This is a genomic window from Agrobacterium sp. MS2 (assembly GCF_003261015.1).
Lineage (GTDB): Bacteria > Pseudomonadota > Alphaproteobacteria > Rhizobiales > Rhizobiaceae > Agrobacterium > Agrobacterium pusense.
In genome coordinates this window covers 398,205-425,198 of sequence record NZ_QLNF01000012.1, presented here as the reverse complement: position 1 = coordinate 425,198, position 26,994 = coordinate 398,205, and the positions used below count along the sequence as shown (strand labels likewise).

Here is a 26,994-nt window from a genome sequence, read left to right as displayed (position 1 = left end):
TCAAACCGCGGCCGCGGCTGCAAAGCCGGCTTCGAGGTCCTTCTTGAGATCGGCGACATCCTCAAGCCCGATCTGCAGGCGGATGACCGGTCCCTCCGAGGGACCCTTGGCGATGGTCCTGTCGACAAGCGAGACCGAAACGGCAAGCGATTCGTAGCCGCCCCAGGAGTAACCGAGCCCGAAAAAGGTCAGCGCATTCAGGAACGCGGCCGCCGTCTGCTTGTATCTGCCTTCTTCCGCCTTCAGCACGAAGGAGAAGACGCCGCTTGCTCCCTTGAAATCGCGCTTCCAGAGATCGTGCCCTGCAAAGCTCGGCAGCGCCGGATGCAGCACGCGCACGACGTCGTCCCGGCTCTCCAGCCATGTGGCGATGTCGAGCGCGCTTTTCTGATGGTGCGCCAGCCTGATTCCCATCGTGCGCATGCCGCGCAGGATCTGATAGGCATCGTCGGAAGTGACGCAGATCCCGAGATTGGTATTGGCCTGATAAAGCGCCTTCCAGTGCTTTTCATTGGCCGAGACGAAGCCCATCAGCACATCCGAATGGCCCGAGGGATATTTGGTGGCAGCGTGGATGGAAACATCGACGCCAAAATCCAAAGGTTTGAAATAAAGCGGCGTCGCCCAGGTATTGTCCATCGTAACAACGCAATCATGCCGATGAGCGATATCGGTGATCAGCCCGACATCCTGAATTTCGAAGGTGTTGGAACCCGGCGCTTCCAGATGCACCAGCTTCGTGTTCGGCCGGATGAGAGCCTCTATGCCCTCCCCGATGGCCGGATCGTAATATTCCACTTCGACACCCAGCTTCTTCAGCATCATATTGCAGAAGCGACGTGTCGGAAAATAAACGGAATCGACGATCAGCGCGTGGTCGCCAGCGCCGAGATAGGCAAGGAACGGGACCGTGATGGCCGCAAGGCCCGAAGGCACGAGAATGGTTCCGGCAGACCCTTCCAGCTCATTGACAAGATTGCAGAGTGCATCGGTCGTCGGCGTGCCGTGGGTGCCATAGGTATATTTCTGGTTTTCCGTCGAAAGCGTCTCCGCGTCGGGAAAAAGCACCGTCGAGCCGCGCACGATTGGCGGATTGACGAAACCGAAACAGTCCGCGGGATCATTGCCGCCATGGGTGAGGCGCGTATTCACACCTGCGGCGGAAAGCAGGTCATTTGTCTTGGTCATTTCAGATCAGCTTTCGAAGGAACATTGACGTGTGCGACAATGCTGAGAGCGAACCGCAAGGTCAAGTCCCGCCGGGACGCAACAACCGCCGGGATTGATCCATCGCCAGCCAGAATACAACAAGTATACAAATACTGTGCAAGTGCAAATTTCCGCAAAAATATGCTTATATTTTCACCCTTTGCACACTTCACGACCAAATTTTGGAAAATTCCGTTTTATAGGCACAATTATTGCCCGCACGTCTTGACCCCGCTGCCAATTGCGATTGTGATAGAAAAAGCGGATCGAAAAGATCTCGCTGAAGGGGGAGCTGGGGCAGAACAAACATGCCGGTCCTCTTCCAAGTGACGATAACAAACAAAGGTTGGGAAAAATGAAAAAGGCAATTCTGTCGGCCGCCATCGGCGCAGCAGTTTTGGGAGGAGCCTCGGTCGCTTCGGCTGCGACGCTTCAGGATGTGAAGGGCAAGGGTTTCGTCACCTGCGGCGTCAGCGCCGGCATTCCGGGATTCTCCAATCCCGATGACAAGGGCGAGTGGTCCGGTATCGACGTGGACTATTGCCGTGGTATTGCCACAGCGGTTTTCGGCGATCCTTCGAAGGCCAAGTTCGTCGCACTTTCGAGCAAGGACCGATTCCCGGCTCTCCAGTCCGGTGAAGTCGACGTTCTGACCCGTAACACCACCTGGACGATCAGCCGCGACACGTCGCTGGGCTTCAACTTCCGTACCGTCAACTACTACGACGGCCAGGGCTTCATCGCCAAGAAGAGCCTCAACGTGAAGTCCGCTCTCGAGCTTTCCGGCGCCGCCGTCTGCGTACAGACCGGCACGACCACGGAGCTCAACCTCGCCGACTACTTCAAGACCAACAATCTGCAGTACAACCCGGTGGTTTTCGAAAAGGAAGCCGACGCGACCTCTGCTTATGATGCCGGCCGTTGCGACGTCTACACCACTGACCAGTCGGGCCTTTACGCGATCCGCCTGAAGCTGAAGAACCCGGAAGAAAACATCGTTCTGCCTGAAGTCATCTCCAAGGAGCCGCTTGGTCCGGCCGTTCGCCAGGGTGACGACCAGTGGTTCGACATCGTCAGCTGGGTTCACTACGCCATGGTCAATGCCGAAGAACTTGGCATCACCTCCAAGAACGTCGACGAGCAGAAGAACAGCGCAAATCCGGACGTGAAGCGCCTGCTCGGCACGGAAGAAGGCACCAAGATCGGTACCGATCTCGGCGTGACCAATGACTGGGCCTACAACATCATCAAGCTGGTGGGCAACTACGGCGAAGTCTTCGACCGCAACGTCGGCGCCGGCTCGCCGCTGAAGATCGAGCGCGGCCAGAACGCGCTCTGGACCAAGGGCGGCCTGCAATACGCACCGCCGGTCCGTTGATCGGCCCCATCATCGGCTAGATCATAAGGAGGCTGGGCAACACCCGGCCTCCGCTTCAAATTATATAAATAAGCTCGCAAAGAGCATATAAAAGGGAAAGGTGCCTATGGCAGGCAACGCGGTCAGTTCGCAACGATCGCGCGCGCAAAGCGCGTCGTCACTTATCTACGATCCACGCATACGCGGCATTTTTTACCAGGTCCTGACGGTCGTCATCCTGGCCGCCTTCGTCTGGGTCATCGTGACGAATACGATCACCAATCTTCAACGTTCAAACATTTCATCCGGCTTCGGGTTCCTCAACGGACGCGCGGGCTTCGACATCGGCCAGTCGCTGATCGCTTATACCAGCGACGCGACCTATGGCCGGGCGCTGCTCGTCGGCATTCTCAACACGATCCAGGTTGCGTTTTTTGGCATCATCGCCGCCTCGATCATCGGCTTCATCGTCGGTATCGCCCGGTTGTCCAACAACTGGCTGATCTCGAAGCTCGCGCAGGCCTATGTGGAAATCTTCCGCAACATCCCGCCGCTGCTCGTGATCTTCTTCTGGTACAAGGGCGTCATCTCGGTCCTGCCGCAGGCACGCGAATCGCTCGAGCTGCCGCTCGGCACCTACCTTAACAATCGTGGCTTCTTCTTTCCGAAACCGCTCTGGGGGGACGGAATCTGGCTCGTGCCGCTGGCCTTTCTTGTCGCCGTCGTCGTCAGCGTGCTTGTTTACCGCTGGGCGAAAGCCAGACAGGAAAAAACCGGACAGCAATTCCGCACCGGAATAACGATAACGCTGCTCGTCATCGGATTGCCGCTCGCCACGTTCCTCGCAATCGGCGCGCCGCTGACATTCGATTACCCCATCGCCGGACGCTTCAACCTTTCGGGCGGCGCCGTCGTCGCGCCTGAATTCATGTCGCTGTTCCTGGCGCTGTCCTTCTACACTGCTTCCTTCATCGCCGAGATCGTTCGCGGCGGCATCAAGGCCGTGGCGAAGGGGCAGACGGAAGCTGCCGACGCGCTTGGGCTTCGCTCCAGCACCACGACACGTCTCATCGTCGTGCCGCAGGCCATGCGCATCATCATTCCGCCGCTGACAAGTCAGTTCCTCAACCTCACCAAGAACTCGTCGCTTGCGGTCGCCGTCGGCTTTGCCGATATCGTCTCCGTTGGCGGTACGATCCTGAACCAGACGGGTCAGGCGGTTGAAGTCGTTGCCATCTGGCTGGTCATATATCTCTCGCTGTCCCTGCTCACGGCCGTGGTCATGAACTGGTTCAACGCGAAAATGGCTCTGGTGGAGAGATGACGATGACGATCAGCAACCACGCCTTCGTGCGCCAGACCATTGAGGAAGCCCGCCCCGCGCCATCGAGCGCGGTGGGCGTAACCCACTGGCTGCGTACCAAGCTCTTCGCCACGCCCAAGGATACGGTGCTCACCGTCCTTGCTATTGCCCTCCTCGTCTATATCGTGCCGCCGATCATCGAGTGGCTGTTTATCGACGCGGTTTGGACCGGCAGCGACCGGATTGCGTGTCTCACCGCTTCACAGGGCGGCGCGCTTCCGGACGGACAGTCCGGCGCCTGCTGGGCCTTTGTCTCGGCCAAGCTCGGACAATTCGTCTTCGGCCGTTACCCCATTGACGAGCGCTGGCGTCCCATCCTCGTGATGGTGACGTTCGCGATCCTGTTGGTCCCGATGCTCATACCGAAGGCGCCGTTCAAGCGTCTCAATGCGCTGGCGCTCTTCATCATCCTGCCCTTCATTGCGTTCTTCCTGCTCATCGGCGGCGTCTTCGGCCTGCCGAAGGTGGAAACGCAGCTCTGGGGCGGCCTGATGGTCACGCTCATCCTGTCCTTCTTCGGGATAACGGTGTCGCTGCCCTTCGGCATTCTTCTGGCTCTCGGCAGACGCTCGAACCTGCCGGTCATCAAGATGCTCTGCGTCCTCTTCATCGAGGTCATCAGAGGCATCCCGCTGATCACCGTCCTGTTCTTCGCCAGCATCATGCTGCCGCTGTTCCTGCCCGACGGCTGGACTTTCGACAAGTTCCTGCGTGCGCTGGTCGGCGTGTCGCTGTTCTCCTCCGCCTATATGGCGGAAGTGATCCGCGGCGGCCTGCAGGCCATTCCGAAGGGACAATATGAAGGTGCGGACTCGCTCGGCCTGAATTACTGGCAGAAGACGAGGCTGATCGTGCTGCCGCAGGCGCTGAAGCTCGTCATTCCGGGCATCGTCAACACCTTCATCGGGCTTTTCAAGGACACGTCGCTGGTCTCGATCATCGGCATGTTCGACCTGCTCGGTATTGTCACACTCAACCAATCGGATGCGAACTGGGCCACGCCCGTCACCGCCATGACTGGCTATATTTTCGCAGGCTTCGTATTCTGGATATTCTGCTTCGGCATGTCGCGATATTCGCTGTTCATGGAACGGCACCTCGACACCGGGCATAAACGATAAGGGACGCTCAAAATGGCAGAAACCCAGGCAAAAAAACTGACCGTCTCGGCGACGGACGTCGCAATCGAAATCACCGGCATGAACAAATGGTACGGCGATTTCCATGTGCTGCGTGATATCAACCTGAAGGTCATGAAGGGCGAGCGCATTGTCATCGCCGGTCCTTCCGGGTCGGGCAAATCGACCATGATCCGCTGCATCAACCGTCTGGAAGAGCACCAGTCGGGCAGCATCGTCGTTGATGGCATCGAGCTTACCAACGACCTCAAGAAGATCGACGAGGTGCGCCGCGAAGTTGGCATGGTGTTCCAGCACTTCAACCTCTTCCCGCATCTGACGATCCTCGAAAACTGCACGCTGGCGCCGATCTGGGTTCGCAAGATGCCCAAGAAGGAAGCCGAAGAAGTCGCGATGCACTATCTGAAGCGCGTGAAGATTCCCGAGCAGGCGCATAAATATCCGGGCCAGCTCTCCGGCGGTCAGCAGCAGCGTGTGGCGATTGCCCGCTCGCTCTGCATGAAGCCGAAGATCATGCTCTTCGATGAGCCGACCTCGGCGCTCGACCCGGAAATGGTCAAGGAAGTGCTTGATACCATGGTCAGCCTCGCAGAAGACGGCATGACCATGCTGTGCGTGACCCACGAAATGGGCTTTGCGCGTCAGGTCGCAAACCGCGTTATCTTCATGGACCAGGGCCAGATCGTCGAACAGAACTCGCCCGCCGAATTCTTCGACAATCCGCAGCACGAGCGTACCCGCCTGTTCCTCAGCCAGATACTGCATTGAGAACAAGCATCATCGGACGGGGCCTTTGGGCCCCGTTTTTTTATGACGACAACCCAGCTCCAGATCTGGCGTGATCTTTGGCTTTTCATGACGCTGCGCTTCTCACGTCCCGGAGCCACTTGAGTGAATCACTGCCCACCAACGCGGTCCCCCACATCATTCTCTTCCGTTAGAAGCGCAAAACCGCGGGACCCAGCACGCTTTAACCTTTTGTTACGAAACAAGAATCCTTGTTTTTCAGGGCTTCTGGCCACCCGTGTCATTTTTTTGTCAAATCATGCGTTTTTCCGCTTGCGGAGCAACCGGAGCCTGACTATAAGGGCGCCACACCACAAGCGCACGCGCCCTTCGTCTATCGGTTAGGACGTCAGATTTTCATTCTGAAAAGAGGGGTTCGACTCCCCTAGGGCGTGCCACTTGCTTCCCTGGTTACCTCCCACACGGCAAAATCATTCGATAAAATCGCAATAATTCCAGCATCTCATCATTGCTGCGGAACCGATTTGCCGTCGGCACGTTAGATGCCTGTCCCCCCGATGGAAGGCAAGCCGGACGAAATGCCGCCGCGCAACTCACCCGGCTTGCCTTTCCCCTCTCCCAGATCATCAGGAAGTCCCAAGCTTCGGCAGAGCACTGCCAGTTCAACATCCAAGATGCTGGGCTTTGCCCACTTGCACCGCATCGTCGCGTCTCGTGCCGCGCGAGATTGGAGCGGTAATTCAAGGATTTGGGCCGGTCCGACCGGGTTTTCCACAGCCCGTTCCGCCCTGCCAAAAAAACTCGCCGCAAAGCGAAAAAAATCAGTTTTTCCGCTTGCGGAGCAACGGGAGCCTGACTATAAGGGCGCCACACCACAAGCGCACGCGCCCTTCGTCTATCGGTTAGGACGTCAGATTTTCATTCTGAAAAGAGGGGTTCGACTCCCCTAGGGCGTGCCACTTGCTTCTTCCTTAAAATCAGCAACATAAACGAAAATCTTCACGCATCGCGTAAAGATATCCTGTTGTAGTGCGTAGATCAGCGACAACCGTTGGCCGGTGACAGTCGAGATAGATTGGTGGCCCCTTTCAGGGCGCGAAAGCGGCGTCCAGAACACGCAGTTGAACCCGCCTTTGCCCCTGCCAGAGATCGGCGCCAACAGTACCCGCGACGTGAATATTCCGTCCGCGGGCATTCATGAGCATCTGTCCCAGGGGCGCCTCGGCGGCGCGGAACGCGATTCCGTCCAGCCGTGAGCCATCCATGGCCTCCAGCGTGATCTTGACGTGGGATGTGCCCACCAGCCGCACATCACGCAGGCGATGCGCCGGAACGGCAAAGATCGGCTGAGAATGACCGGAACCATAGGGACCGGCCTGTTCCAGCTGGTCGACAAGCTGCAACGTAGCCCCCGAAGCGCCGATGGCGCCATCAATCTTCAATACGCTGCTCTCTACCAACTCGTTTACGGTCTTTGCCGCTGCTTCTTCGAAAAAGGTCCTGAGCTTGCCGAGATTGGCGCGCTCAACCGTGAGGCCTGCCGCCATGGCGTGACCGCCGCCCTTGACCAGCAGGCCGGCCTCCACGGCAGCGCGCACCATCCGCCCCATGTCGAAGCCGGCGATCGAACGGCCGGAGCCGGTGCCCTTGCCGGAGGGATCGAAGGCAATGGCAAAAGCCGGGCGGCGGAAGCGATCCTTCAGGCGCGAGGCCAACAAGCCGACAATGCCGGGATGCCAGTTTTCACGCGCGGTGACGATAACACCGGCACCCGAGCCGTCGCCATATTCGAACAGGGCCTCCGCTTCGGCCTCCGCCAGCATCGCCGCTTCCATCGCCTGTCGCTCGCGGTTCAGCTCGTCCAGCCGCTCGGCAATCACCTCGGCCTGCGAGGAATCATCGATCGTCAACAATCGGCTGCCAAGCGCAGCGTCGCCAATACGCCCCCCGGCGTTGATGCGGGGCCCGATCAGGAAACCGAAATGATAGGGTGTCACAGGCCCGCCCAGCCCCGCCTTCTTGAACAGCGCGGCAAGGCCGGCATTTTTCATGTGGCGTGCGGCAATCAGGCCCTTCACCACATAGGCGCGGTTCAGCCCTTTCAGGGGAACCACATCGCAGACCGTCGCAAGCGCAACGATGTCGAGCAATGACAGCAGATCGAGCGTGAAGGCCTGGCGGTGCCGCCTGTCCTTGAGAACGCGAAGCGTGGCGACGAGCACGAGGAACACCACGCCAGCGGCACAGAGATGCCCCTGCCCCGACAGATCGTCCTCCCGGTTGGGATTGACCAGCGCCACCGCCGGCGGCAGTTCCGTACCCACCTGATGGTGGTCTATGACCACAACGTCCGTTCGTGCCTCTTTTGCCGCCTTGAGCGATTCATGGCTGGTGGATCCGCAGTCCACCGTCACGATCAGCGTCGCGCCATTGGCGGCCAGCTGCTGCATCGCCGCCGGGTTAGGCCCGTAACCCTCGAAAATTCGGTCGGGAATGTAGATCTCGGGCGTCAGCCCGAAATGTGCAAGAAACCGGTACATCAACGCGGAGGAAGCAGCGCCGTCGACATCGTAATCCCCGAAGATCGCCACCTTCTCACCCGCTTCAATGGCGCGCACAAGCCGCTCGGCGGCCTTCTCGCAATCGGTCAGCACATGCGGGTCGGGCATCAGGGAGCGAATGGTGGGATCAAGGAACGCCAGGGCATCGTCCACCCCTACACCGCGCCCGGCGAGCACCCGGGCGATCAGTTCCGGAATACCGTGGACCTGGGACATGGCCAGCGCACGGTTCTGCCCGGCCTGATCCAGCCGAGACACCCACCGCTGTTCTGTTGCCGACCGCTCCACGCTTAAAAATGCGCGGGCCACGGTATCGGCCGGCTCCATCATTACCATCCTGTCCATTCGTCCTGTCATTCGCGCCAACAGGCGCTCTAATGGTTAGAACGGGCTAAATGGCGATGCTGCGTTTTTCAAGCAAAAACGCGCCTTGACGAAATCACGTCGAGAAAATCGAGAAAAAAGGGCTGACAATCGAGACGGCCGCGACAAGCAGCAGCAGCGAAAATACCGCGAGCGAACACCAGTTACGCTCATATTCGGCCATATCGAATTCCATGCTGCGAATATTGTCATTGGCATTGTGCGGCCGCGCCCGGTGATGGCTCGCCGGAGCGCCCTGGCGCTTGTTGTCCTTGAACAGGATGATCGATGTCACGGCCACGCCTCCCTCGCTTGGTGAACACGATTAACCATAAGGCCGAATCGCCCTGCTTTCCAGCGCTTCACGCACCGTCCCCTCAAATTTTGCGGCCACCAGACCGCAGGAAGGCGCCGGTCCCCCAAGCAACAAAAAACCGCGTTTCCGGATGGAAACGCGGTTTTTGATCTCACGACAGTAGCGTCGCGCTTCAGGTCCGCTCGATGCGGATGACCTGGGGCTCGCTGACGAGATATTTCTCGTTCTTGATCGCTTTTACCGCCTTGCGGATCGCATCTTCCATTGTCGCGTGCGTAACAAGGATGATTGTCTGCGGCGCGCCTTCCACGTGCACGCGCTGGCGCTGCACGATGGATTCCAGCGAAATGTTATTGTCAGCCATGCGGCTGGCGATGGAGGCGAACACACCGGCCTGATCCTTCACCGTCAGGCGGATGAAGTAACCGCCCTCGTGGCTCTTCATCTTGGCGCGGCGATAGTCCGTCAGCGATTTCGCGGGACGGCCGAGCACCGGCACACGCTGTGCACCGGGACGGCTCTTGGCGATATCGGCGATATCGCCAAGCACGGCGGATGCCGTGGCGTTGCCGCCGGCGCCGGGTCCGACCATCAGCAATTCACCGAGAATGTCGGATTCGATCGCCACGGCGTTGGTGACGCCATCGACCTGCGCGATGACGGAATCGAGCGGCACCATAGTCGGATGGACGCGCTGCTCGATACCGGATTCGGTGACCTGCGCCACGCCGAGAAGCTTGATGCGATAGCCTAGATCGGCAGCCGCCTGGATGTCCTCGATCGAAATATTGGTGATGCCTTCGAGATAAATGTCGTCGGCAGCGATCTTGTTGCCGAAGGCAAGCGTGGTCAGAATGGAAAGCTTGTGCGCGGTGTCGTTACCTTCGATATCGAAGGCGGGATCAGCCTCTGCATATCCCAGCCGCTGCGCTTCCTTAAGACAAGCCTCGAAGGACAGGCCTTCTTTCTCCATCTTTGTGAGGATGTAGTTGCAGGTGCCGTTCATGATGCCGTAGATGCGCGTCACGTGATTGCCGGTCAGCGATTCACGCAGGGCCTTGATGACGGGAATGCCGCCAGCGACCGCCGCCTCGAAGTTCAGAAGCGCGCCTTTGTCTTCGGCAATGGTCGCCAGTTCGACACCATGCTTGGCCAGCAGCGCCTTGTTGGCTGTCACCACATGGAGACCGCGCGACAGCGCTGCCCGCACCGCATTTTCGGCCTGTCCGGAAGCACCGCCGACCAGTTCGACAAACACATCGATGTCGGCTTCGCTCGCCATCTGTTCAGGCGTGTCGAACCAGGTAATACCCGTGAGATCAATGCCGCGGTCACGCGAACGATCGCGCGCGCTTACGGCAATAATCTCAATTGCGCGTCCGCAGGTAATCGCAAGTTCGTTGCTTCTCTGCTGGAGGATGCGCACGAGCGAAGCGCCGACAGTGCCGAGCCCCGCTATGCCGATTCTCAATGAATCTGCCATGGGTATGTTCCTGATTGCTGGTGATGGTGGCGGCCGAGACCCGGCCGCCCTGGGTTTGCCCTTATCTGTGGGCGTTGAGCGAAACGACGTTGTGCATCGTCTCGTCTGCTGTCGACAGGAAACGCTTCAGATTGCGCGCTGCCTGACGAATTCGATGCTCGTTTTCCACGAGCGCGAGACGGACGTAATCATCGCCCATCTCGCCGAAGCCGATGCCGGGAGCAACGGCGATATCGGCCTTCTCGACCAGAAGCTTGGAGAATTCCAGGCTGCCGAGATGGCGGAATTTTTCCGGGATCTTCGCCCAGGCGAACATGGTGGCCGCCGGCGGCGGTACTTCGAAGCCCGCCTTGCCGAAGGTGTCGACCATGACATCGCGACGGCGGCGATAGACATTGCGCACTTCGGCGATATCGGAGCCGTCACCGTTCAGTGCATGGGTCGCAGCAACCTGGATCGGTGTGAAGGCGCCGTAATCGAGATAGGACTTCACGCGGGTCAGGGCCGCGATCAGCCGCTCGTTGCCAACGGCAAAGCCCATGCGCCAGCCGGGCATGGAAAACGTCTTCGACATGGAAGTGAATTCCACCGCAACGTCGATCGCACCGGGAACCTCGAGAACGGAGGGCGGCGGATTGCTTTCGTCGAAATAGATTTCCGAATAGGCAAGGTCGGAAAGCACGATGATCTCGTGCTTCTTCGCAAAGGCGATGACGTCCTTGTAGAAATCGAGCGACGCGACATGCGCCGTCGGGTTCGAAGGATAATTGACGATCAGCGCCAGCGGCTTCGGAATGGAGTGGCGCACGGCGCGTTCCAGCGGCCCGAAGAAGCTTTCATCCGGCTCGACATTCATCGAGCGGATAACGCCGCCCGCCATCAGGAAGCCGAAGGCATGGATCGGATAGGTCGGGTTCGGACACAGGATCACGTCACCCGGCGCGGTGATGGCCTGTGCCATGTTGGCGAAACCTTCCTTGGAGCCGAGCGTGGCGACGACCTGCGTGTCGGGGTTCAGCTTAACGCCGAAACGGCGGGCATAATAGGCCGCCTGCGCGCGGCGAAGACCGGGAATGCCCTTGGACGAGGAATAGCGATGGGTACGAGGGTCCTGAACGACCTCGCAAAGTTTGTCGACGATGGCCTTCGGGGTCGGAAGGTCGGGATTGCCCATGCCGAGATCGATGATATCGGCCCCGGCCGCTCGCGCGCTCGCTTTCAAACGGTTGACCTGTTCGAAGACGTATTGCGGCAGACGCCGGACCTTGTGAAACTCTTCCATCTCTTTCCTCATGGGAATGGACCGGTTCTTCCGGTCCATAACGAAGGTTCGTTTTTGTTGTTAAACGCCGCCGACACGAACCGACCCGGCAGGCGTTATTCATTGTAGCGCAAAGCACGGGAAAACCCACAAGGGTTTTCTCGGGCCAACGCCGCCTAGCGGTGATCCGCCCGTCCTACCGGCACCGCCTTTTCAAGCCCTCCGGCAAGGCGGATCGCGCACTATGATCAGGGAACTTGCATAACGCCAGATTCTGGGAAAATGCAAGGCAAGCCATGCTCAAGAACGGCCATTCCTGTCGTTCAGCCGCGCTCGCCCTTCACAATTGCCGCGCGGATGACCGAAAGCACGCGCTCCGGCTTGATATCCGTGCAGACCAGCTGGCTCGGATGCCCGTCCCAGTCGCCCGGCGGAAAGGCGCGTCCGTCCGGCTTCTGGATGGTCTGGCCGTCGGCAAGACCGCCGCAGACGACGCGCACCGGGCCACTGCGGGTGGTAAACAGTTCCGGCGCGACGAGATAAACACAGGCGCAGCTGTCGTGCACCACCATGCCGTCACCGGTGCGGGTCTTGTAGAAATCGATGTAGAATTGCGACAGGTCCGAAAGCAGCTGCACCGGCTTGCCGCCCGCCTCTGCCATCTCAGCCATGAAAGCGCTGGTCATCACGGTTTTTGTCGTGACATCGAGACCGACGACAACCACGCGCCACGGCGCGGTGAAGACAAGATCGGCCGCTTCCGGATCGCCATGAATATTGGCCTCGGCCGCCGGCGAGACATTGCCGTTGATGTCGAAGGCGCCGCCCATGACGATGACTTCCTTCACCAGCGCCGCGAAATCAGGTTCTTCGCGCAAAGCCAGCGCCAGATTGGTCATGCGGCCAACGGCAATAAGCGTCACTTCACCGGGATTGGCTTTGACCGTCTCGATGATGAAGCGATGCGCGGGCCGCGGGTCTAGCGGCAGGTCGATGGTGTCGGGGATATCGATGTCACCGAGGCCGTTTTCACCATGGATGAAGGTCGGCCAGTGGCCTTCCTTGCGGGCCGGATCGAAGGTTACGCCCGCCCCTTTCGCGACCGGCGCGGTCATCTGCCATTCCCGCTTGAGGAAAAGCGCATTGCGGGTGGTGATGTCGATGGGCGCATTGCCGAAAACGGTGGTGACGCCGATCAGATCGATATCGGGGTGGCGGTGCAGGAACAGAAGCGCCATGGCATCATCCACACCGGGGTCCGTATCGAATATCACTTTATGCATAATGTCCTCATCCACATGTGTCAGGCGCCATCCGTCGTTCCGGCGACGCGCCACGGAAACATAACGATAAGCGGCAGCACCGCAATCCCCGGCGCCCCTCAGACCATACAGAAAAATATTGCGCGACCGCGTTTTCGGTGAAAGAAGGGGCCTCTCCTTCCGCCTGCCCGGACATGCCAAGTGCAAGACATCGCCCTCAACGTTTTCCTCGTCCTCTTCTGCGTCGCCATTTTCGCCGGCTTTATCGATTCCATTGCCGGCGGCGGTGGTCTCATCACCATTCCGGCAATGATGATCATGGGAATACCGCCACTCGATACGCTTGGCACGAACAAGCTGCAGGCACAGTTCGGTTCGGCCTCCGCCACTCTCGCTTACGCAAGACGTGGCCATGTCAATCTGAAAGAGCAATTGCCGATGGGGTTGATGGCGATGGCCGGCGGAATGCTGGGGGCGCTGACGGCCGCCTTCGTGCCTGCCGATCTTCTGCGCACCATCATGCCCTTCCTGCTGATCGCCATAGCGATCTATTTCGCCTTCAAGCCACAGCTCAGCGATGTAGACAGCCATCGCCGCATCACACCGCTGGTGTTCGGATTTACCGCCGCGCCGCTGATCGGCTTTTATGACGGCGTCTTCGGTCCGGGCGCCGGTTCCTTTTACATGCTCGCCTTCGTGGCACTTGCCGGTTTTGGCATGCTGAAGGCGACAGCCCATACCAAGCTTCTCAATCTGGGCTCCAATTTCGGCGGGTTCGTCGTCTTCGCGATGGGCGGCGCGGTTTTGTGGAAGCTTGGACTGGCAATGGGGTTCGGCCAATTCATCGGGGCGCAGATCGGGTCGCGTTTCGCCATGAAAAACGGCGCGAAGATCATCCGCCCGCTTCTGGTTCTGTCGTGTCTGGCCATGGCGACGAAGCTTCTGATTGACGCCTCGTCCGCCTGGTCCATCGCCACGATCTGGGAAACCGTCTTCCCGAAATAAGGGACTGGTCGGGCGCGTTCAGCCCGTCCTTCGGATATCAGGGGAGCTTGGGGTCAACCCGCAGCGCGGCGCCTGCGATCGGCAATTTCGCGGATGACCACCATGGCACCCACGAGCTTGTAGGCGGAAGAATAACAAGGCGACATTTCGAGCGACTTGACGATTGTGCGACCGTTCTGGTCTTCCGCATAGGTATATTTCGACGTATCGCCCTTGAAGCAATTATCGAGCTTTTCCCTGAGTGCGTTCTGGAAACGGTGGACACCGACGAGTTCGGCGATGTGGCAGCCGACGAGCCCTTCCGGCGCATTACGCTGGAAGGCATCGAGCGCATTGGCAAAGGACACGCGGTAACCGGGGGAAACGATGACGACAGGCTCATCGAGATCGTTGAGCATATCTTCATCGAGGATCAGATGGCGGTGGTGCCATTCGAGGCTGTCTGCATCTTCGTCACCGATCACTTTCGCCTTGAGTGGCATGCCGACGTAACGGTCGACGAGCGTTCGCAGAAGTTCGGAATTGCGCTGCACGCAGCCAAGGTCTTCCGCCTCGTGGTTGAGGAGATCGATAGCAAAACGGAACTGCTCGCGAATGTCTTCGGAGCTTTCGGTCTTGCGTCCGACGACGCGCTCGAGAAGCTGCTCCAGTTCACGCTCCAGCACTGCGATCTTGTCGGCCTCGTTTTTACCAACAGCAGATTGCAGTTCCGTATAACGCAGCCAGAACAGCTCAATCAAATCTTTCAACCCAACTCTCCCTGAACGGGCAAACATCCCGATCCTAATCCGAAAGGATAGACCAATTATCCCTGATAATAGCGTCTCCGCGCTTAAAAATGACGTAACGAAGCACGAAAACACGGCGGGGATTGTTGTTCAAAATATCACAGCCGCTGCTATTTTTTCAATTTCGATAATCCATGAACGAAAAATGAGGTTCCACTACTATGGAAAAATTTCGAAAAGCACAGTTCCTGCGCCTAATTTTGTGAAAATTGCTCTGAAAGCACGAGCCAGCCGGCATCCTCAAATCTGGTGCTTAACGTCCCACCGGTCGTGATACCACAGCCATTGGCCGGGATATTCGCGCACCCAGCTTTCCACCTTGTCGTTCAGAAGCTGCGCTGTCGCCTGAATGTCGACATTGCCCTTGTCATCGCGCGGAATCTCAACCTTCGGTTCGATTTCCAGCCGGTAGCGATTATCGGGCAGGCGCACGCAACGGGCAGGATAGACATCGCAATTGAACTGCCGCACCAGCTTGGCGAGAAGCGGATTGGTGCGAACCTCAAGTCCGAAGAACTTCGTCGTCAGTCCCTTGCCAAATTTCTGGTCGACGAGCACACCCACACCACCGCCCTTTTCCAGCTGCCGCGCCAGCGCGAAGGAGGAGCCGGCATGCGAGGGCACGAGATTGCCCATGCGCTCCTTGCGGAAACTGAACACTTTCTCGGCCACAAAGGGATTGTTCGGTGGCCGGAACAGCACCGTCACATCGAGACCGAAAGCCGAGCCGGCAACCGGCAGCAGTTCGAAATTGCCGCTATGGGCGGTAAAGACGATGAAAGGCCGCGGATTGTCGCGCAGCTCGAGGAAGGTCGGGATGCCCTGGACCTCGATGCGTCCCGGCTCGTTCTTTTCCGGATCGAAATCGAACAGCCGGTCGAGAAAGACATATTCCGCCGCCAGCCGGCCCATATTGGCCCAGCTGTCCATGGCGATCTCGAGCCGCTCTTGTTCGGACTTCTCCGGAAAGGCGCGGGCGAGATTGTAAAGCATCAGCTTGTGGCGGCCGGTTTTCGGCCCCACCCAGCGTGCCAGTCTGTCAGCGGCGCGAATGCCCGCATCGGCGGGAAAGAGCTTCAGCAGGTTGAGAAGGCCGAAGGCGAATGTCGCAATCAGCCACTGCCGGAAGTGGTCCAGTTTCAGGACGATCCGTGTCAGGAACAGCTTCAAGATGCTCAGTCCATCCGCAGCACGATCTTGCCGAACACCTGACGCGTCTCCATGCGCTCCAGCGCCCGGTCGATATCGTCAAAGGTCACTTCGGTGTCGATGACCGGACGCACGATGCCACGTGCCATCTTCTGCATGGCGTTGGCCATGTTCTCCATACGGCAGCCGAAGGAGCCGAGCAGTTTCAGCTGCTGCTGGAACAGCATCATCAGGTTGATGTCGGTGGAAACACCGGATGTGGAACCGCAGGTGACGAGACGACCGCCGCGCTTCAGCGAGAACATCGAACCCGCCCAGGTATCCTTGCCGACATGCTCGAACACGACGTCGACGCCCTTCTTTTTCGTCAGCTTGCGCACGACGCCTTCGAAACGGTCGGTGCGATAGTTGATCACATGATCGGCCCCGAGCGCCTTCGCCCGTTCGATCTTGTCGTCGGAACCGACTGTCGTGATGACGGTGCACCCCATCTTCTTCGCAAGCTGGATTGCCGCCGTGCCGATGCCCGAACCACCGGCATGAATGAGGATGGTTTCGCCGAACTCCAGCTTGGCATTGTCGAACAGCATGTGCTCGACCGTGCCGAACGTCACCGGCGCAAGAGCGGCACCGACGGCGTCGACGCCATGCGGCGCCGGCACGAGCTGGCGGGCGGGAATGTTGATCTTTTCCTGCGCGAAACCGTCGAGATGGAAACCGTGCACGCCCTGGACATGTTCGCACAGATTGTCACGGCCTTCGCGGCAGGGTTTGCACAGCCCGCAGGTGCGCGCGCCATAGATCGCGACCAGCTGGCCGGGCAGCACGTTGGATACGCCCGGACCGATGGCTTCCACCACACCCGAGGCTTCCGCACCGATTGTGAGCGGCATCTTGCGCTTGGCGAAAGCCATCCCGCGCCAGCCCCAAACATCGATGTGGTTGAGCGCCACGGCCTTGACGCGCAGCGTTACCTCGCCCGGCGCCGGCGCATCCGGTTCGGGCAGATCCACTTTTTCGAGCTTCCGGTCGTCGACGAGTTGAAGAGCACGCATATATCAGTCCTTCGCCCGAAGGCGTTATCTAAAATCATTCCAGCAAAACTCTGTAACGGTTTTGCGGCTGGAATGCGAAATCAAAGAAACGGGCGCGTTTCCGCAAGTCATTCGGAAACGCCCCTGTTGTAACGAACCGGTTAAGCCGGTTCCCGCGTCATGACAAGGCTTGCATTCTGCCCGCCGAACCCGAAGGAATTCGACAGAACCGCACCTACCTCGGCATCCCGCTTCACATTCGGCACCACGTCGAGCGTGATGGTCGGATCGGGATTGTTATAGTTGATTGTTGGTGGCAGCGTGCCAGTCAGCATGGTCTGCAGCGAGAACACCGCTTCCACTGCACCTGCGGCGGTCAGCGTATGACCGATCATCGACTTGTTGGACGACAGCGGAATGTTCTTCAGGCCTTCGCCGAAGACGGCCAGCATCGAGCCATATTCCATCTTGTCGTTCTCAGGCGTCGAGGTGCCGTGGGCGTTGATATAACCGATATCGGTTTCGGCCACGCCCGCATCGGCCAGTGCCGCACGGATCGTCGCAATCGCGGGGCCGCCATCGGGCGAAGAGCGCGTGCGGTGGAAGCTGTCGGCCTTTTCACCGGCGCCCTTGATGATGCCGAGAACCTTCGCACCACGTGCGACGGCGGCTTCGAGCGATTCCAGCACCAGCGTTGCCGCACCTTCGGCGATCACGAAACCATCGCGGTCCTTGCTGAACGGCTTGGAAGCCTTTTCCGGCGGGTCGTTCTGGGTAGAGAGTGCCGAGAGAAGCGAGAAGCGGATCAACGCCTCGGCACTGACAGAACCATCGGTCGCGACCGTCAACGCCCGTTCGGCGCGGCCCTGTCGGATGGCCTCGACGCCAAGCTGGATCGCGGTCGCGCCGGATGCACAGGCGGTCGACAGGGTAACCGGCAGACCGCGCGTACCGAAACGGTCAGACAGACGCTCGGAGATGGCACCAAACAGCGCTGCTTCCTGGAATGCCGGATCGGGACGCTGACGGAAGGCCGTCAGGAACCGCTCATAGGCATCACCCGGCTGGGCGGCTGGCGGAGAGCGGTCGGCAAGCTCGAAACGGGCACTCCATTCCGGCTCGATCGGCGGCGCTGCGAGAAACAGCGGGCCGTCAAAGTCACCGGAAATGCCGGCCTGCGCCAGCGCCTCGATGGTGGTTTCGCGCGCGAAGGCATAGGAACGTTCGACGGAATTCGGAACCGGAATATCGATGAAATCCACCGTGCCGCTGATCCGGGTCGAAAGCCCTTCAGTCGGGAAACGGGTGATCTTGTGAATGCCTGACTTACCCGAGGTCAGCGCCGCCCAGTTATCGGCAAGCCCCTGACCGAGCGAGGTAATGATGCCCATGCCGGTGACGGCGACGATCGGGCGACCGAGATGATCCTTAAAATTGGTCATGGTCTTTCTCCTCACACGTCACGGGACAGAACGGCGACACCTTCGCCGCGGACATGGCCAACAGTGGTGACGACAGCCTCGGTCGCCGCCTCGCCCATTGGCTTTTCCGCATTCGCGTCGAAGGTAGGAACCTTGGCACCGCTTTCAAGCGTCAGCGCCGCCAGAGCGAGCCCGAGCGGAAACTGCGCCTCAAGTCCATGGCCCGTGACACCGCCGAAACCGCGGATGGCAGCCTTCGGCAAGGCCTTTTCGAGAATGTGCTTCTCACGGGCCGTAACGCCGTCATAACCGCTGGCGCCGGAGAAGACGACGGTCGCGGCGCTGTCCGTTGCCGGGGCCAGCAGACGCTCCATGCGCTTTTCCATTTTGCCGTCGTCGCGGCTGCCGCGATCACCTTCGATGGCGTCGATGCGGGCATAGATGCGCGCGCCGCGCTCGCTGGCATGCTTGCGTGATTCCAGCACGAGGAAGGCTCCGAGCGAGCCGGAAACCATGCCGCCGCCTTCCTGGCCTTCGCGCGACCACAGGGGCTGCCATTCGCCCTGCGCATGCGCGCCGATGGCTTCGAACAGCAGGATCATGTCTGGACGTTCGGCAGAGAAGGCGCCGCCCACGAGGGCGTGGCTCGATTCGCCCGAACGAATACGATGGAACGCGGTTTCGACGGCGGAAATGCCGGCCGCTTCTTCGCCCATGAAGGTCCGTGAAGAGCCTGTAACCTTGTGCACGATGGAGATATTGCCGGCCATAAGATTGGAAAGCTGGGCGAGAAACAGCGTCGGGCGCAGTTCCGTCGTCAGCTTTTCATTCAGCAGCTTTTCGCGGTCGTTGCGCTTCAAAGCCTCGTCAACGATCAGCGTATCGACATTGATGTCGCGCTCACCGCCGCCGGCAGCAACGATCATGTCCATGGTGGCGCAGGCTTCGGCATTTTCCTTCAAGCCGGCATCGTCAAGTGCAAGACCAGCGGCAAAAACGCCGAGACGCTGCCAGTTTTCCATCTGGCGCTGGTCGCCGCGCTTGGCGATCTGTGCCGACCAGTCGATCTCGGGCATGGGATGAACCGGATATGGCTTGAATTTTTCCGTCTCGACAATCGTCGCCGGCGCGGCGGTTCCCGAAAGAAGCGCCACATGCGCCTGGCTGCCAACGCCGTGACAGGTCACGATGCCGACCCCTGTTATCACCACATCATTGTCAGATTTCATCGTCTGTCATCCTTTGCAGCCGGCCCCGCCGAACCGGTCACGGCTATCCAACAGCGGTTGCGAACAACCACTTCATGCGTTGCGGAATAAAGCGCGCGGTGCGGATTGGCAATGGCGAAGACCCGATCCACCGTCGCGAGCCCACGATTTTCGTGCATCAAAACCGGGCCGATAGGAAAAACTGTCTTCTCCGAAACGAATGAAAAAGCTTATTTCCGTGCATCGGCGGCAATCGCCGCCATCAGGCCAACTTCTTCCGCCCGCTTCTTGACGATAGGCCCAAGCGGGATCTCGCTGAAGGGCATGGTGCGCAGTTTCAGCTGCGCGTCGCAGACCTTCTTGCCATCGGAGGTGATCTTTGCCTTGGTAACCGCAAAGCCCGAACCGTCATGCTCAAGCACTGCCTCGATGTCGAGAACAGCACCCGGCTCCACGAAAGTCCGCATCTTGGCGCCATCGACCGACATCAGGAACGGCATGGACGCGAAATCGGAAAATGCCAGAACCAGCATGCCGGAGGCCTGCGCCATTGTCTCGATCAGAAGCACACCCGGAACCAGCGGCATGCCGGGGAAATGGCCTTCGAAAACCGGGCTTTTATCGGGAACAACGGACCGCGCCTTCAACGTGCGCGCCGTCATGTCCACGGCCTCGACCTTGTCGATCATCTGGAAATATTCAAGCAGCATCCGTCCGGCCCGTCTCTGGTCGGTTAGTCATGGTTTGCCCGCAGGCGGCATCAAAAGAAAATGCCCGCCGGAAGCGGGCACCGTCACGTCAGCCCTTGGCCGCGCGCAATTCGTCAATCTTGGCGCAGAGGTTCTTCAGCACGAAGTATTCTTCCGTGGAAACCTTGCCTTCATTGACTTCCTGCGTCCACTGCTCGAGCGGAATCTTGATGCCGAATTCCTTGTCGATCGCAAAAACGATATCAAGAAAGTCGAGGCTGTCGATGCCCAGATCGTCGATCGTGTGGCTCTCCGGCGTAATGGTTTCGCGGTCGATTTCGCTGGTTTCGGCGATAATGTCGGCAACCTTGTCGAATGTAGCTGTCACGCCCATAATCCTTATTGTCGTTCGTATGAATTATTCTTTCTGACGCACCACATAGGCAAGTCGCGCAAAAAAGCCAATGGTTTCGTGACGTAACTTTGAAATTTGCCCCAAAACTGTTGCCTAAACAGCAACCGAATGACGGCCGCGCCCATTGCCGAGATAGGTATCGAAGATTGCCGCGATATTACGTACAAACGGCCTTCCCACCTCCGTCACGGCAAAAATATCGGCATCCAGCCGCACCAGACCGTCCCTGTCGCCTGCGGCAAACTGCTGCGCCTGGTCCCTCACGGAATGGCTCACCTTGCCAAAACGGTGCTGCAAGTCCGAAAGATCGATAGAGAAATCGCACATCAACCTTTCGATCACATGCGAGCGCAGATGATCGTCCTGCGACAACTCAATGCCCTTCACGGCGGCAAGACCGCCCTCACCCACCATGCGCTGATATTCACCGGTTGCCACCATGTTCTGCACATAGCCCTGCGGCAGCCGGCCGATGGATGATGCGCCAAGCCCGATCAGCGCATCGGCAGTATCGGTCGTATAGCCCTGAAAATTCCGCCGCAGGGCGCCGGCTTCGGCGGCCTGACACAATGTATCGGTCGGCTTGGCGAAATGATCGATGCCGATCTGGCTGTATCCGGCCTGCCTCAGCATCTCCCCCGCCATCGTCATCTGGCGGTAGCGTTCGGCAACATCGGGCAGCGCATGTTCGGGGATCAGCGACTGGTGTTTTTTCATCCAGGGAACATGGGCATAGCCAAAAAGCGCGATGCGATCAGGGGCAAGCGATACGATCTGATCGACCGTTGTTTTCAGTGTCTCGCATGTCTGGAACGGCAGCCCGTAAAGAATGTCGCAATTGACTGAGTGAACGCCCCTCGCCCGCACGGCGTCCACCACGGATTTCGTCTGCTCGAAAGACTGGATGCGGTTGATGGTTTTTTGCACTTTGTCATCAAAATCCTGCACCCCGAGGCTCGCCCGCGACATGCCGATGGCGGCAAGCGCGTCATAGCGGCTGTCATCCAGATCGTTGGGGTCCATCTCGACGCTGATCTCGGGTGCAAGACCGAAGGTGAAGTGACGCCGCAGACAGTCCATCAGGTCCTGCATGTCCTGCGGGTCAAGCATGGTCGGCGAACCGCCGCCGAAATGCACGGCACTCACCACGGCGTCAGGCGAAACAAGTGCGCCGACCGCAGCAATTTCCTGCTTAAGTGCTTCAAGATAAATAACAATCGGCTCGTATTTCAGCGTGTGCTTGGTATGGCAGGCACAGAACCAGCAAAGCCGGTCGCAATAGGGAATATGCAGGTAAAGCGACAGGCGATTCCTGTGACCGAGTGCGCTGAGCCAGCCGCGATAGGTCGTATTATCGATTCCCTCGTGGAAATGCGGCGCGGTCGGATAGCTCGTGTAACGCGGCACTGCCCCGGAATATTTGTGAAGAAGGTCGATATTCATCACCCGATTTGCCTTTTATCAAGAAAATGTCGATTTCCCCTCTTTCAGTAGCGGCTGCGACAGTTTGCAACTTTGACTTCAATCAAATTGAGCCATAAGTTCTTGCTAAAGTAGACGCGGGGACGACGGCTACAGCGCACACGCCTTTAAAGAGACCGGATCTGATATCCAGGGTCGCAATCGTCCCGCAAAGCCAGCATTGGAAAAGGCTTATGGACACGCTGCAGAAGACCATCCACAATTCGGAAGAGCCGGTTGTTTGCCGCTCCTGCGAGGCGCGTCACGGCGGTCTTTGCAGCACGCTGACACCGCAGCAGCTTTGCGATCTGAACCGCCATTCCAGCCGCAAAAAGCTGGAGGCCGGCAATGAGCTTCTCGGCCAGGGCGAGCTCGTCACCTCCTACGGCAATATCCTGAATGGCGTGGTAAAGCTGTCGAAAATGATGTCGGATGGCCGCCAGCAGATCGTCGGCCTGCAATTCGCACCGGATTTTCTCGGCCGTCCGTTCATGGCGGAAAGCAAGATGACGGCGGAAGCCGCAACCGATGTGGAAATCTGCCTCTTTCCGCGCCGCGTCGTCGACCGCATGGTCTCCGAAGTGCCTGATATGGAACGCAAGCTGCACAGCCAGTCACTCAAGGAACTGGACGAGGCACGTGACTGGATGCTGACACTGGGGCGCAAATCGGCGCAGGAAAAGGTTGCCAGCTTCCTTTATATGATCGCCACCCATATCGATCCGGAAAACGACGACAAGTCATGCTTCGACCTGCCGCTCTCGCGTGCCGACATTGCCGATTTCCTCGGTCTCACCATCGAGACCGTTAGCCGGCAAATGACAAAGCTGCGAAAGGAAGGCATTGTCCGCATCGAGAACAACCGTCACATCACCGTGCCCGATCTCGATGCGCTGAGTGAAGCGGCAGGCAACGACTGACAGCCGCCCCCTCGGTCATCGCCCCTGAAGTGCGGACGTTCCGAAATTGATGTGCGGCGCCCGCGCCTGAGCTGGTGCGAGCGCAAAACCGGCAAGGACCAGCAAAGCCGCGATGCATTTCATGATATTTCACCCTGTGCGCCGCTTTTTCAGCGGCCTGTTTGTTATGGCTGCACCATAAGCTGCAAACCGCATCCATCCGCTTAACATCTTCGGTAAGCGGAAGGTTCAAAGGCAGGGTAAAGAAGGAGTTATGATTGCCGGGCCGACAGGACCTTCAGCCGTGATTGTCGCTGTAGGACGTTCGGCATCCCCGCTTGTTTCTTCTCTCCGGCGGGGAGACGGTGGCCCGACGGGCCGGATGAAGGGGCAAACGCGGAGATATGCGGAGAGCTCGCCCCTCATCCCGCTGCCGCGGACTTCTCCCCTATGGGAGAAGAAACAAGTGGCATGCACTCGCCCAGCTCGTCACTGCGATGCAGGCGTTGCAACCGGCTTCTGATTTTCTGCCAGCGCCCGCAGCTCGGCCACCCGGCGCTTATATTCGGCTTCCGATATCTGGCCGTTGCGCCGTGCCGCGCCGAGGCGAGACAGGCTCGATTCCATGGTTGAGGCTTCGTCGTCGCCCATCTGTGTGCCAGCGGCCGTCAGTGGCTGCGAGAACGTCGGATAGGTCCCGGTGTCGCGCTTCTGGCTCACCGCGGTGTCGCTGACCGGGCGAGGTCCGACGATTTCAGCCGTCGGACGGCGCATATGGGCGGGCGCGACAATCGGCTCGGGCGCCTTGCAGGCGGCAAGTGTGGTGACGAGCATGGCGCCGGAGAGCGAGAGGAACGCGATTCTTGCGGCGCTTTCCGCATATGTTCCCCATGTGCCGCATTTGCCCATGTGCTTGCCCATCGTCATGTTCCGCCTGTAAGGATATCTGCCGATATCGAATTCGACCGCGGTTCGGCCCTTTGCGGCCTCCCCTTGCTGGTGGAACTTGTATTCGTTTTCATGCAGAATGTGCAAACACAAATTTGGTGGAGGATGGTGCATGGCAGGTGTTGACGGCGGGGGCACGAAAAAGGGTGACAAAACGCCCGGCTTCGACGCCAGTTCCGCCGAGGCCTACCTGATCCGCGACCCCGAAACCTTCGCGATCAACATCGCACGCGCACTCGAAAACCTCGGCAAGGCTGCCGGTGAATGGCTGGCGCCACGCGAACGCGGCGAAATTCCGCAGACGAGCGCCGATCCCGTGACCGATCTGGTCAAGACGCTCTCCGATGTCGCCGAATATTGGATGGCCGAGCCGAAGCGGTCACTGGAAGCGCAGACCCATCTGCTGTCGAGCTATTACGATCTGTGGTCGAAATCGGTGGCGCAATTTTCCGGAGCCTCCGATTCGACCTCGGAGAAAACGGCCGAAAGCGGCCCTGCACAGCGCAGAAGCAAACGTTTTGCCGATGCCGACTGGCAGGCCAACCCGTTCTTCGATTTTCTTCTCAAGGCCTATCAGACGACCGTCGGTTTTGCAGACCGGATGGTGACGGAGGCGGAGGGGCTGGATGAGCACACCCGCACCAAGGCGCTGTTTTACATGCGGCAGGTGACAGAGGCGCTTTCTCCGGCCAATTTCGTCTTCACCAATCCGCAGGTCTTCCGCGAGACGGTAGCCTCCAGCGGCGCCAATCTCGTCAAGGGCATGGCGCAGCTGGCGGAGGATGTCGCGGCCGGAAACGGCCATCTGAAGCTTCGCCAGACCGATTACAGCAAATTCGTCATTGGTCAGAACATTGCCGTCACGCCAGGCAAGGTCGTTGCGAAAAGCGCGCTTTGCGAAATCATCCATTACGAGCCGACGACGGAAAAGGTCTTCAAACGGCCGCTGCTGATCGTGCCGCCCTGGATCAACAAGTTCTACATTCTCGATCTCAACCCGCAGAAATCCTTCGTCGGCTGGTGCCTCGAACAGGGCCACAGCGTCTTCATGGTGTCCTGGATCAACCCGGATGCCGGTCTGGCCGAAAAAGGCTGGGACGATTATATCAGCGAAGGCATCGACTTTGCGCTTGATACCATTGAGGAACGGACTGGCGAAAAGGAGATAAACGCCGTCGGTTATTGTGTAGGCGGCACGCTTTTGGCCTCGGCGCTGGCGCTGCATGCACAGCAGGACAATGAGCGCATCCGCAGCGCCACGCTGCTCGCCGCCCAGACCGATTTCATCCATGCCGGAGACCTCAAGGTCTTCGTGGACGAAGGTCAGCTGGCCGCGCTCGACAGACACATGCAGGCCGTCGGTTATCTTGACGGTTCGATCATGGCCACCGTCTTCAACATGCTGCGCGCCTCCGATCTTATCTGGCCCTATGTGGTCGATAATTACCTGCGCGGCACCGAACCCCTGCCATTCGACCTGCTCTACTGGAACTCCGATTCCACCCGGGTGACGGCTGCCAGCCACTCGTACTATCTGCGCAACTGTTACCTCGAGAACAATCTCGCCCGCGGTCTGATGCGCGTTGCCGGCAAGCGCATCAATCTCGGCGACATCAACATACCCGTCTACGATCTCGCCACCCGCGATGACCATATCGCACCCGCGAAATCGGTGTTCACGGGTGCTGCCCTGTTTGGCGGGCCGGTGGAATTCGTGCTCGGCGCTTCCGGCCACATTGCCGGCGTCGTGAACCCGCCGCAGCTCGAGAAGTATCAGTATTGGACGGGGCCATCACCAGCCGGAGACTTCGACGCCTGGCAGGCCGCCGCCACACCTCATAAGGGTTCGTGGTGGGTGCACTGGCAGAACTGGATCGAAAGCCAGAACGCCGAGAAGGTAAAGGCGCGGAAACCGGAGGACGGCAAGCGCCCGGTGCTCGGCGATGCGCCGGGAACCTATGTTCTTTTGTAGAATATCTGTGAAAAAGATGACCAGTACACGGCAGAAAGGCCTCTTCCACAGGCGTTCCCCGTCACCCTCATCCCTGTGCTTGTCACAGGAATCCAGTAGGCGCCGGTCTACGCGGCGAAAGACTTGCTTCAGCCCAAGGACTTGGGCTGGCGGTTCTCTGTGACAAGCACAGGGATGAGGGATAAAAAGACCCTGCAAACACACAAGCTTACCTCAAGGCATCATGTTCTTCACGCCCCCGCTCGTTCCCGCAACGCTGATCTCCCGCTACAAACGTTTCCTCTTTGACGCAGTTCTGGAAGACGGCACGGCGATAACCGGGTCCTGCCCCAACACCGGCTCCATGCGTGGGCTGACGACGCCGGGTTCCCGCATCTGGCTGTCGCAGCATGACAGCCCCACCCGCAAATACCGTCATATGCTGGAAATGGTCGAGGCCGACGGCACCGTCGTCGGCATCAATACCGGCATGCCGAACCGGCTGGCGGAAGAGGCGATCCTGAACGGCCGTATCCCGGAACTCGCCGGCTATTCGATAATCCGCCGAGAACAGAAATACGGGCGCAATTCCCGCATTGATTTCCTGCTATCCGAACCCGGTCGGCCGGACGCCTATGTGGAAGTCAAGAACGTGCATTTCATGCGCGAGAAGGGCCTTGCAGAATTCCCCGATACCGCCACCAAACGCGGCGCAAAGCATCTCGAGGAACTGGGCGATGCAGCGGAAGCCGGTCACCGGGCGGTGATGCTTTATCTCATCCAGCGCGGCGATTGCGACCGGATGCGCATCTGCGACGATCTCGATCCGGTCTATGCGCTGGCTTTCCAACGGGCAATGGCGCGGGGCGTGGAGGCTTATGCCGTGAAATGCGCGGTCACCCCGGCACAAATTTCAGTCAACGGAACGGTTAAGATGGACGAGTGGCGTCCGGCTGTTTTATGAA

General features: G+C 59.1%; 23 protein-coding genes and 2 tRNA genes. 10 read left to right on the top strand and 15 right to left on the bottom strand.

What is annotated here, in order from left to right:
* Window positions 1-1,188: a cystathionine beta-lyase gene (locus tag DOU54_RS06815; RefSeq protein WP_113380592.1), complete on the bottom strand. Its 1,188-nt coding sequence runs from the start codon at window positions 1,186-1,188 to the stop codon at window positions 1-3.
* 376 nt (window positions 1,189-1,564) lie between these two features.
* Between DOU54_RS06815 and DOU54_RS06810 the strand changes: the two genes are divergently transcribed.
* The 6 genes from DOU54_RS06810 to DOU54_RS06785 all read left to right on the top strand — a co-directional run bounded on the left by DOU54_RS06810 (window position 1,565) and on the right by DOU54_RS06785 (window position 6,774).
* Complete coding sequence (locus DOU54_RS06810; protein ID WP_004441929.1) at window positions 1,565-2,587, top strand: amino acid ABC transporter substrate-binding protein; 1,023 nt, start codon at window positions 1,565-1,567, stop codon at window positions 2,585-2,587.
* A gap of 106 nt (window positions 2,588-2,693) precedes the next feature.
* Complete coding sequence (locus DOU54_RS06805; protein ID WP_004441931.1) at window positions 2,694-3,890, top strand: amino acid ABC transporter permease; 1,197 nt, start codon at window positions 2,694-2,696, stop codon at window positions 3,888-3,890.
* Window positions 3,891-3,892: 2 nt separating this feature from the next.
* A complete protein-coding gene (locus DOU54_RS06800; RefSeq protein ID WP_004441933.1) occupies window positions 3,893-5,050 on the top strand; it encodes an amino acid ABC transporter permease in 1,158 nt (385 codons plus the stop codon).
* A gap of 12 nt (window positions 5,051-5,062) precedes the next feature.
* Window positions 5,063-5,836, top strand: a complete 774-nt coding sequence (locus DOU54_RS06795; RefSeq protein ID WP_004441935.1) for an amino acid ABC transporter ATP-binding protein — start codon at window positions 5,063-5,065, stop codon at window positions 5,834-5,836.
* 341 nt (window positions 5,837-6,177) lie between these two features.
* Window positions 6,178-6,252 (top strand) — tRNA-Glu (locus DOU54_RS06790).
* Window positions 6,253-6,699: 447 nt separating this feature from the next.
* A tRNA-Glu gene (locus DOU54_RS06785) sits at window positions 6,700-6,774 on the top strand.
* 129 nt (window positions 6,775-6,903) lie between these two features.
* On the opposite strand, the gene recJ is transcribed toward DOU54_RS06785, so the two are convergent.
* From recJ to DOU54_RS06760, 5 genes are all read right to left on the bottom strand, one after another.
* Entirely contained in the window at window positions 6,904-8,712 is a 1,809-nt protein-coding gene (gene recJ, locus DOU54_RS06780) for a single-stranded-DNA-specific exonuclease RecJ (protein ID WP_081950688.1), read from the bottom strand.
* A 103-nt stretch (window positions 8,713-8,815) separates the two neighbouring features.
* Window positions 8,816-9,040 carry a hypothetical protein gene (locus tag DOU54_RS06775; RefSeq protein WP_022556200.1) on the bottom strand — a complete coding sequence of 75 codons (225 nt, stop codon included), beginning with the start codon at window positions 9,038-9,040 and terminating at the stop codon, window positions 8,816-8,818.
* 187 nt (window positions 9,041-9,227) lie between these two features.
* Entirely contained in the window at window positions 9,228-10,538 is a 1,311-nt protein-coding gene (locus tag DOU54_RS06770; RefSeq protein ID WP_004441941.1) for a homoserine dehydrogenase, read from the bottom strand.
* Window positions 10,539-10,599: 61 nt separating this feature from the next.
* Window positions 10,600-11,820 (bottom strand): LL-diaminopimelate aminotransferase, encoded by a 1,221-nt coding sequence (locus tag DOU54_RS06765; protein WP_112765827.1) that lies wholly within the window; start codon window positions 11,818-11,820, stop codon window positions 10,600-10,602.
* Window positions 11,821-12,122: 302 nt separating this feature from the next.
* Window positions 12,123-13,082, bottom strand: a complete 960-nt coding sequence (locus DOU54_RS06760; protein ID WP_113380645.1) for a nucleoside hydrolase — start codon at window positions 13,080-13,082, stop codon at window positions 12,123-12,125.
* A gap of 180 nt (window positions 13,083-13,262) precedes the next feature.
* Between DOU54_RS06760 and DOU54_RS06755 the strand changes: the two genes are divergently transcribed.
* Window positions 13,263-14,066: a TSUP family transporter gene (locus DOU54_RS06755; RefSeq protein ID WP_004441947.1), complete on the top strand. Its 804-nt coding sequence runs from the start codon at window positions 13,263-13,265 to the stop codon at window positions 14,064-14,066.
* A 53-nt stretch (window positions 14,067-14,119) separates the two neighbouring features.
* Here the strand turns inward: DOU54_RS06755 and DOU54_RS06750 are convergent, their stop codons facing one another.
* The 8 genes from DOU54_RS06750 to hemN form a co-directional block, all read right to left on the bottom strand.
* Complete coding sequence (locus DOU54_RS06750; protein ID WP_006697409.1) at window positions 14,120-14,815, bottom strand: nitrogen regulation protein NR(II); 696 nt, start codon at window positions 14,813-14,815, stop codon at window positions 14,120-14,122.
* A 279-nt stretch (window positions 14,816-15,094) separates the two neighbouring features.
* Entirely contained in the window at window positions 15,095-16,024 is a 930-nt protein-coding gene (locus DOU54_RS06745) for a lipid A biosynthesis lauroyl acyltransferase (RefSeq protein WP_022556202.1), read from the bottom strand.
* 5 nt (window positions 16,025-16,029) lie between these two features.
* Window positions 16,030-17,058 carry a zinc-binding dehydrogenase gene (locus DOU54_RS06740; protein ID WP_045533596.1) on the bottom strand — a complete coding sequence of 343 codons (1,029 nt, stop codon included), beginning with the start codon at window positions 17,056-17,058 and terminating at the stop codon, window positions 16,030-16,032.
* Between the two features lie 140 nt (window positions 17,059-17,198).
* Entirely contained in the window at window positions 17,199-18,479 is a 1,281-nt protein-coding gene (locus DOU54_RS06735) for a beta-ketoacyl-ACP synthase (protein ID WP_006697408.1), read from the bottom strand.
* An 11-nt stretch (window positions 18,480-18,490) separates the two neighbouring features.
* Complete coding sequence (locus DOU54_RS06730) at window positions 18,491-19,687, bottom strand: beta-ketoacyl-ACP synthase (protein WP_107340678.1); 1,197 nt, start codon at window positions 19,685-19,687, stop codon at window positions 18,491-18,493.
* Window positions 19,688-19,896: 209 nt separating this feature from the next.
* Entirely contained in the window at window positions 19,897-20,376 is a 480-nt protein-coding gene (locus tag DOU54_RS06725; protein ID WP_004441960.1) for a 3-hydroxyacyl-ACP dehydratase FabZ family protein, read from the bottom strand.
* Window positions 20,377-20,464: 88 nt separating this feature from the next.
* Entirely contained in the window at window positions 20,465-20,749 is a 285-nt protein-coding gene (locus tag DOU54_RS06720; protein WP_003495848.1) for an acyl carrier protein, read from the bottom strand.
* A gap of 114 nt (window positions 20,750-20,863) precedes the next feature.
* Window positions 20,864-22,213 carry an oxygen-independent coproporphyrinogen III oxidase gene (hemN, locus tag DOU54_RS06715; protein ID WP_113380591.1) on the bottom strand — a complete coding sequence of 450 codons (1,350 nt, stop codon included), beginning with the start codon at window positions 22,211-22,213 and terminating at the stop codon, window positions 20,864-20,866.
* A gap of 212 nt (window positions 22,214-22,425) precedes the next feature.
* On the opposite strand from hemN, the gene fnrN reads away from it, so the two are divergent.
* A complete protein-coding gene (fnrN, locus tag DOU54_RS06710; protein ID WP_113380590.1) occupies window positions 22,426-23,151 on the top strand; it encodes a transcriptional regulator FnrN in 726 nt (241 codons plus the stop codon).
* 468 nt (window positions 23,152-23,619) lie between these two features.
* Here fnrN and DOU54_RS06705 read toward each other — a convergent pair whose 3' ends face one another.
* The gene (locus tag DOU54_RS06705; RefSeq protein ID WP_100911034.1) at window positions 23,620-24,165 is read right to left on the bottom strand and encodes a hypothetical protein; all 546 of its coding nucleotides are present in this window, start codon (window positions 24,163-24,165) and stop codon (window positions 23,620-23,622) included.
* A 25-nt stretch (window positions 24,166-24,190) separates the two neighbouring features.
* Between DOU54_RS06705 and DOU54_RS06700 the strand changes: the two genes are divergently transcribed.
* Together DOU54_RS06700 and sfsA are read left to right on the top strand one after the other, a co-directional pair.
* Entirely contained in the window at window positions 24,191-26,050 is a 1,860-nt protein-coding gene (locus tag DOU54_RS06700; RefSeq protein WP_113380589.1) for a PHA/PHB synthase family protein, read from the top strand.
* A gap of 223 nt (window positions 26,051-26,273) precedes the next feature.
* A complete protein-coding gene (gene sfsA / locus DOU54_RS06695) occupies window positions 26,274-26,993 on the top strand; it encodes a DNA/RNA nuclease SfsA (protein ID WP_004441973.1) in 720 nt (239 codons plus the stop codon).
* The last annotated feature ends 1 nt before the right edge of the window (window position 26,994 follow it).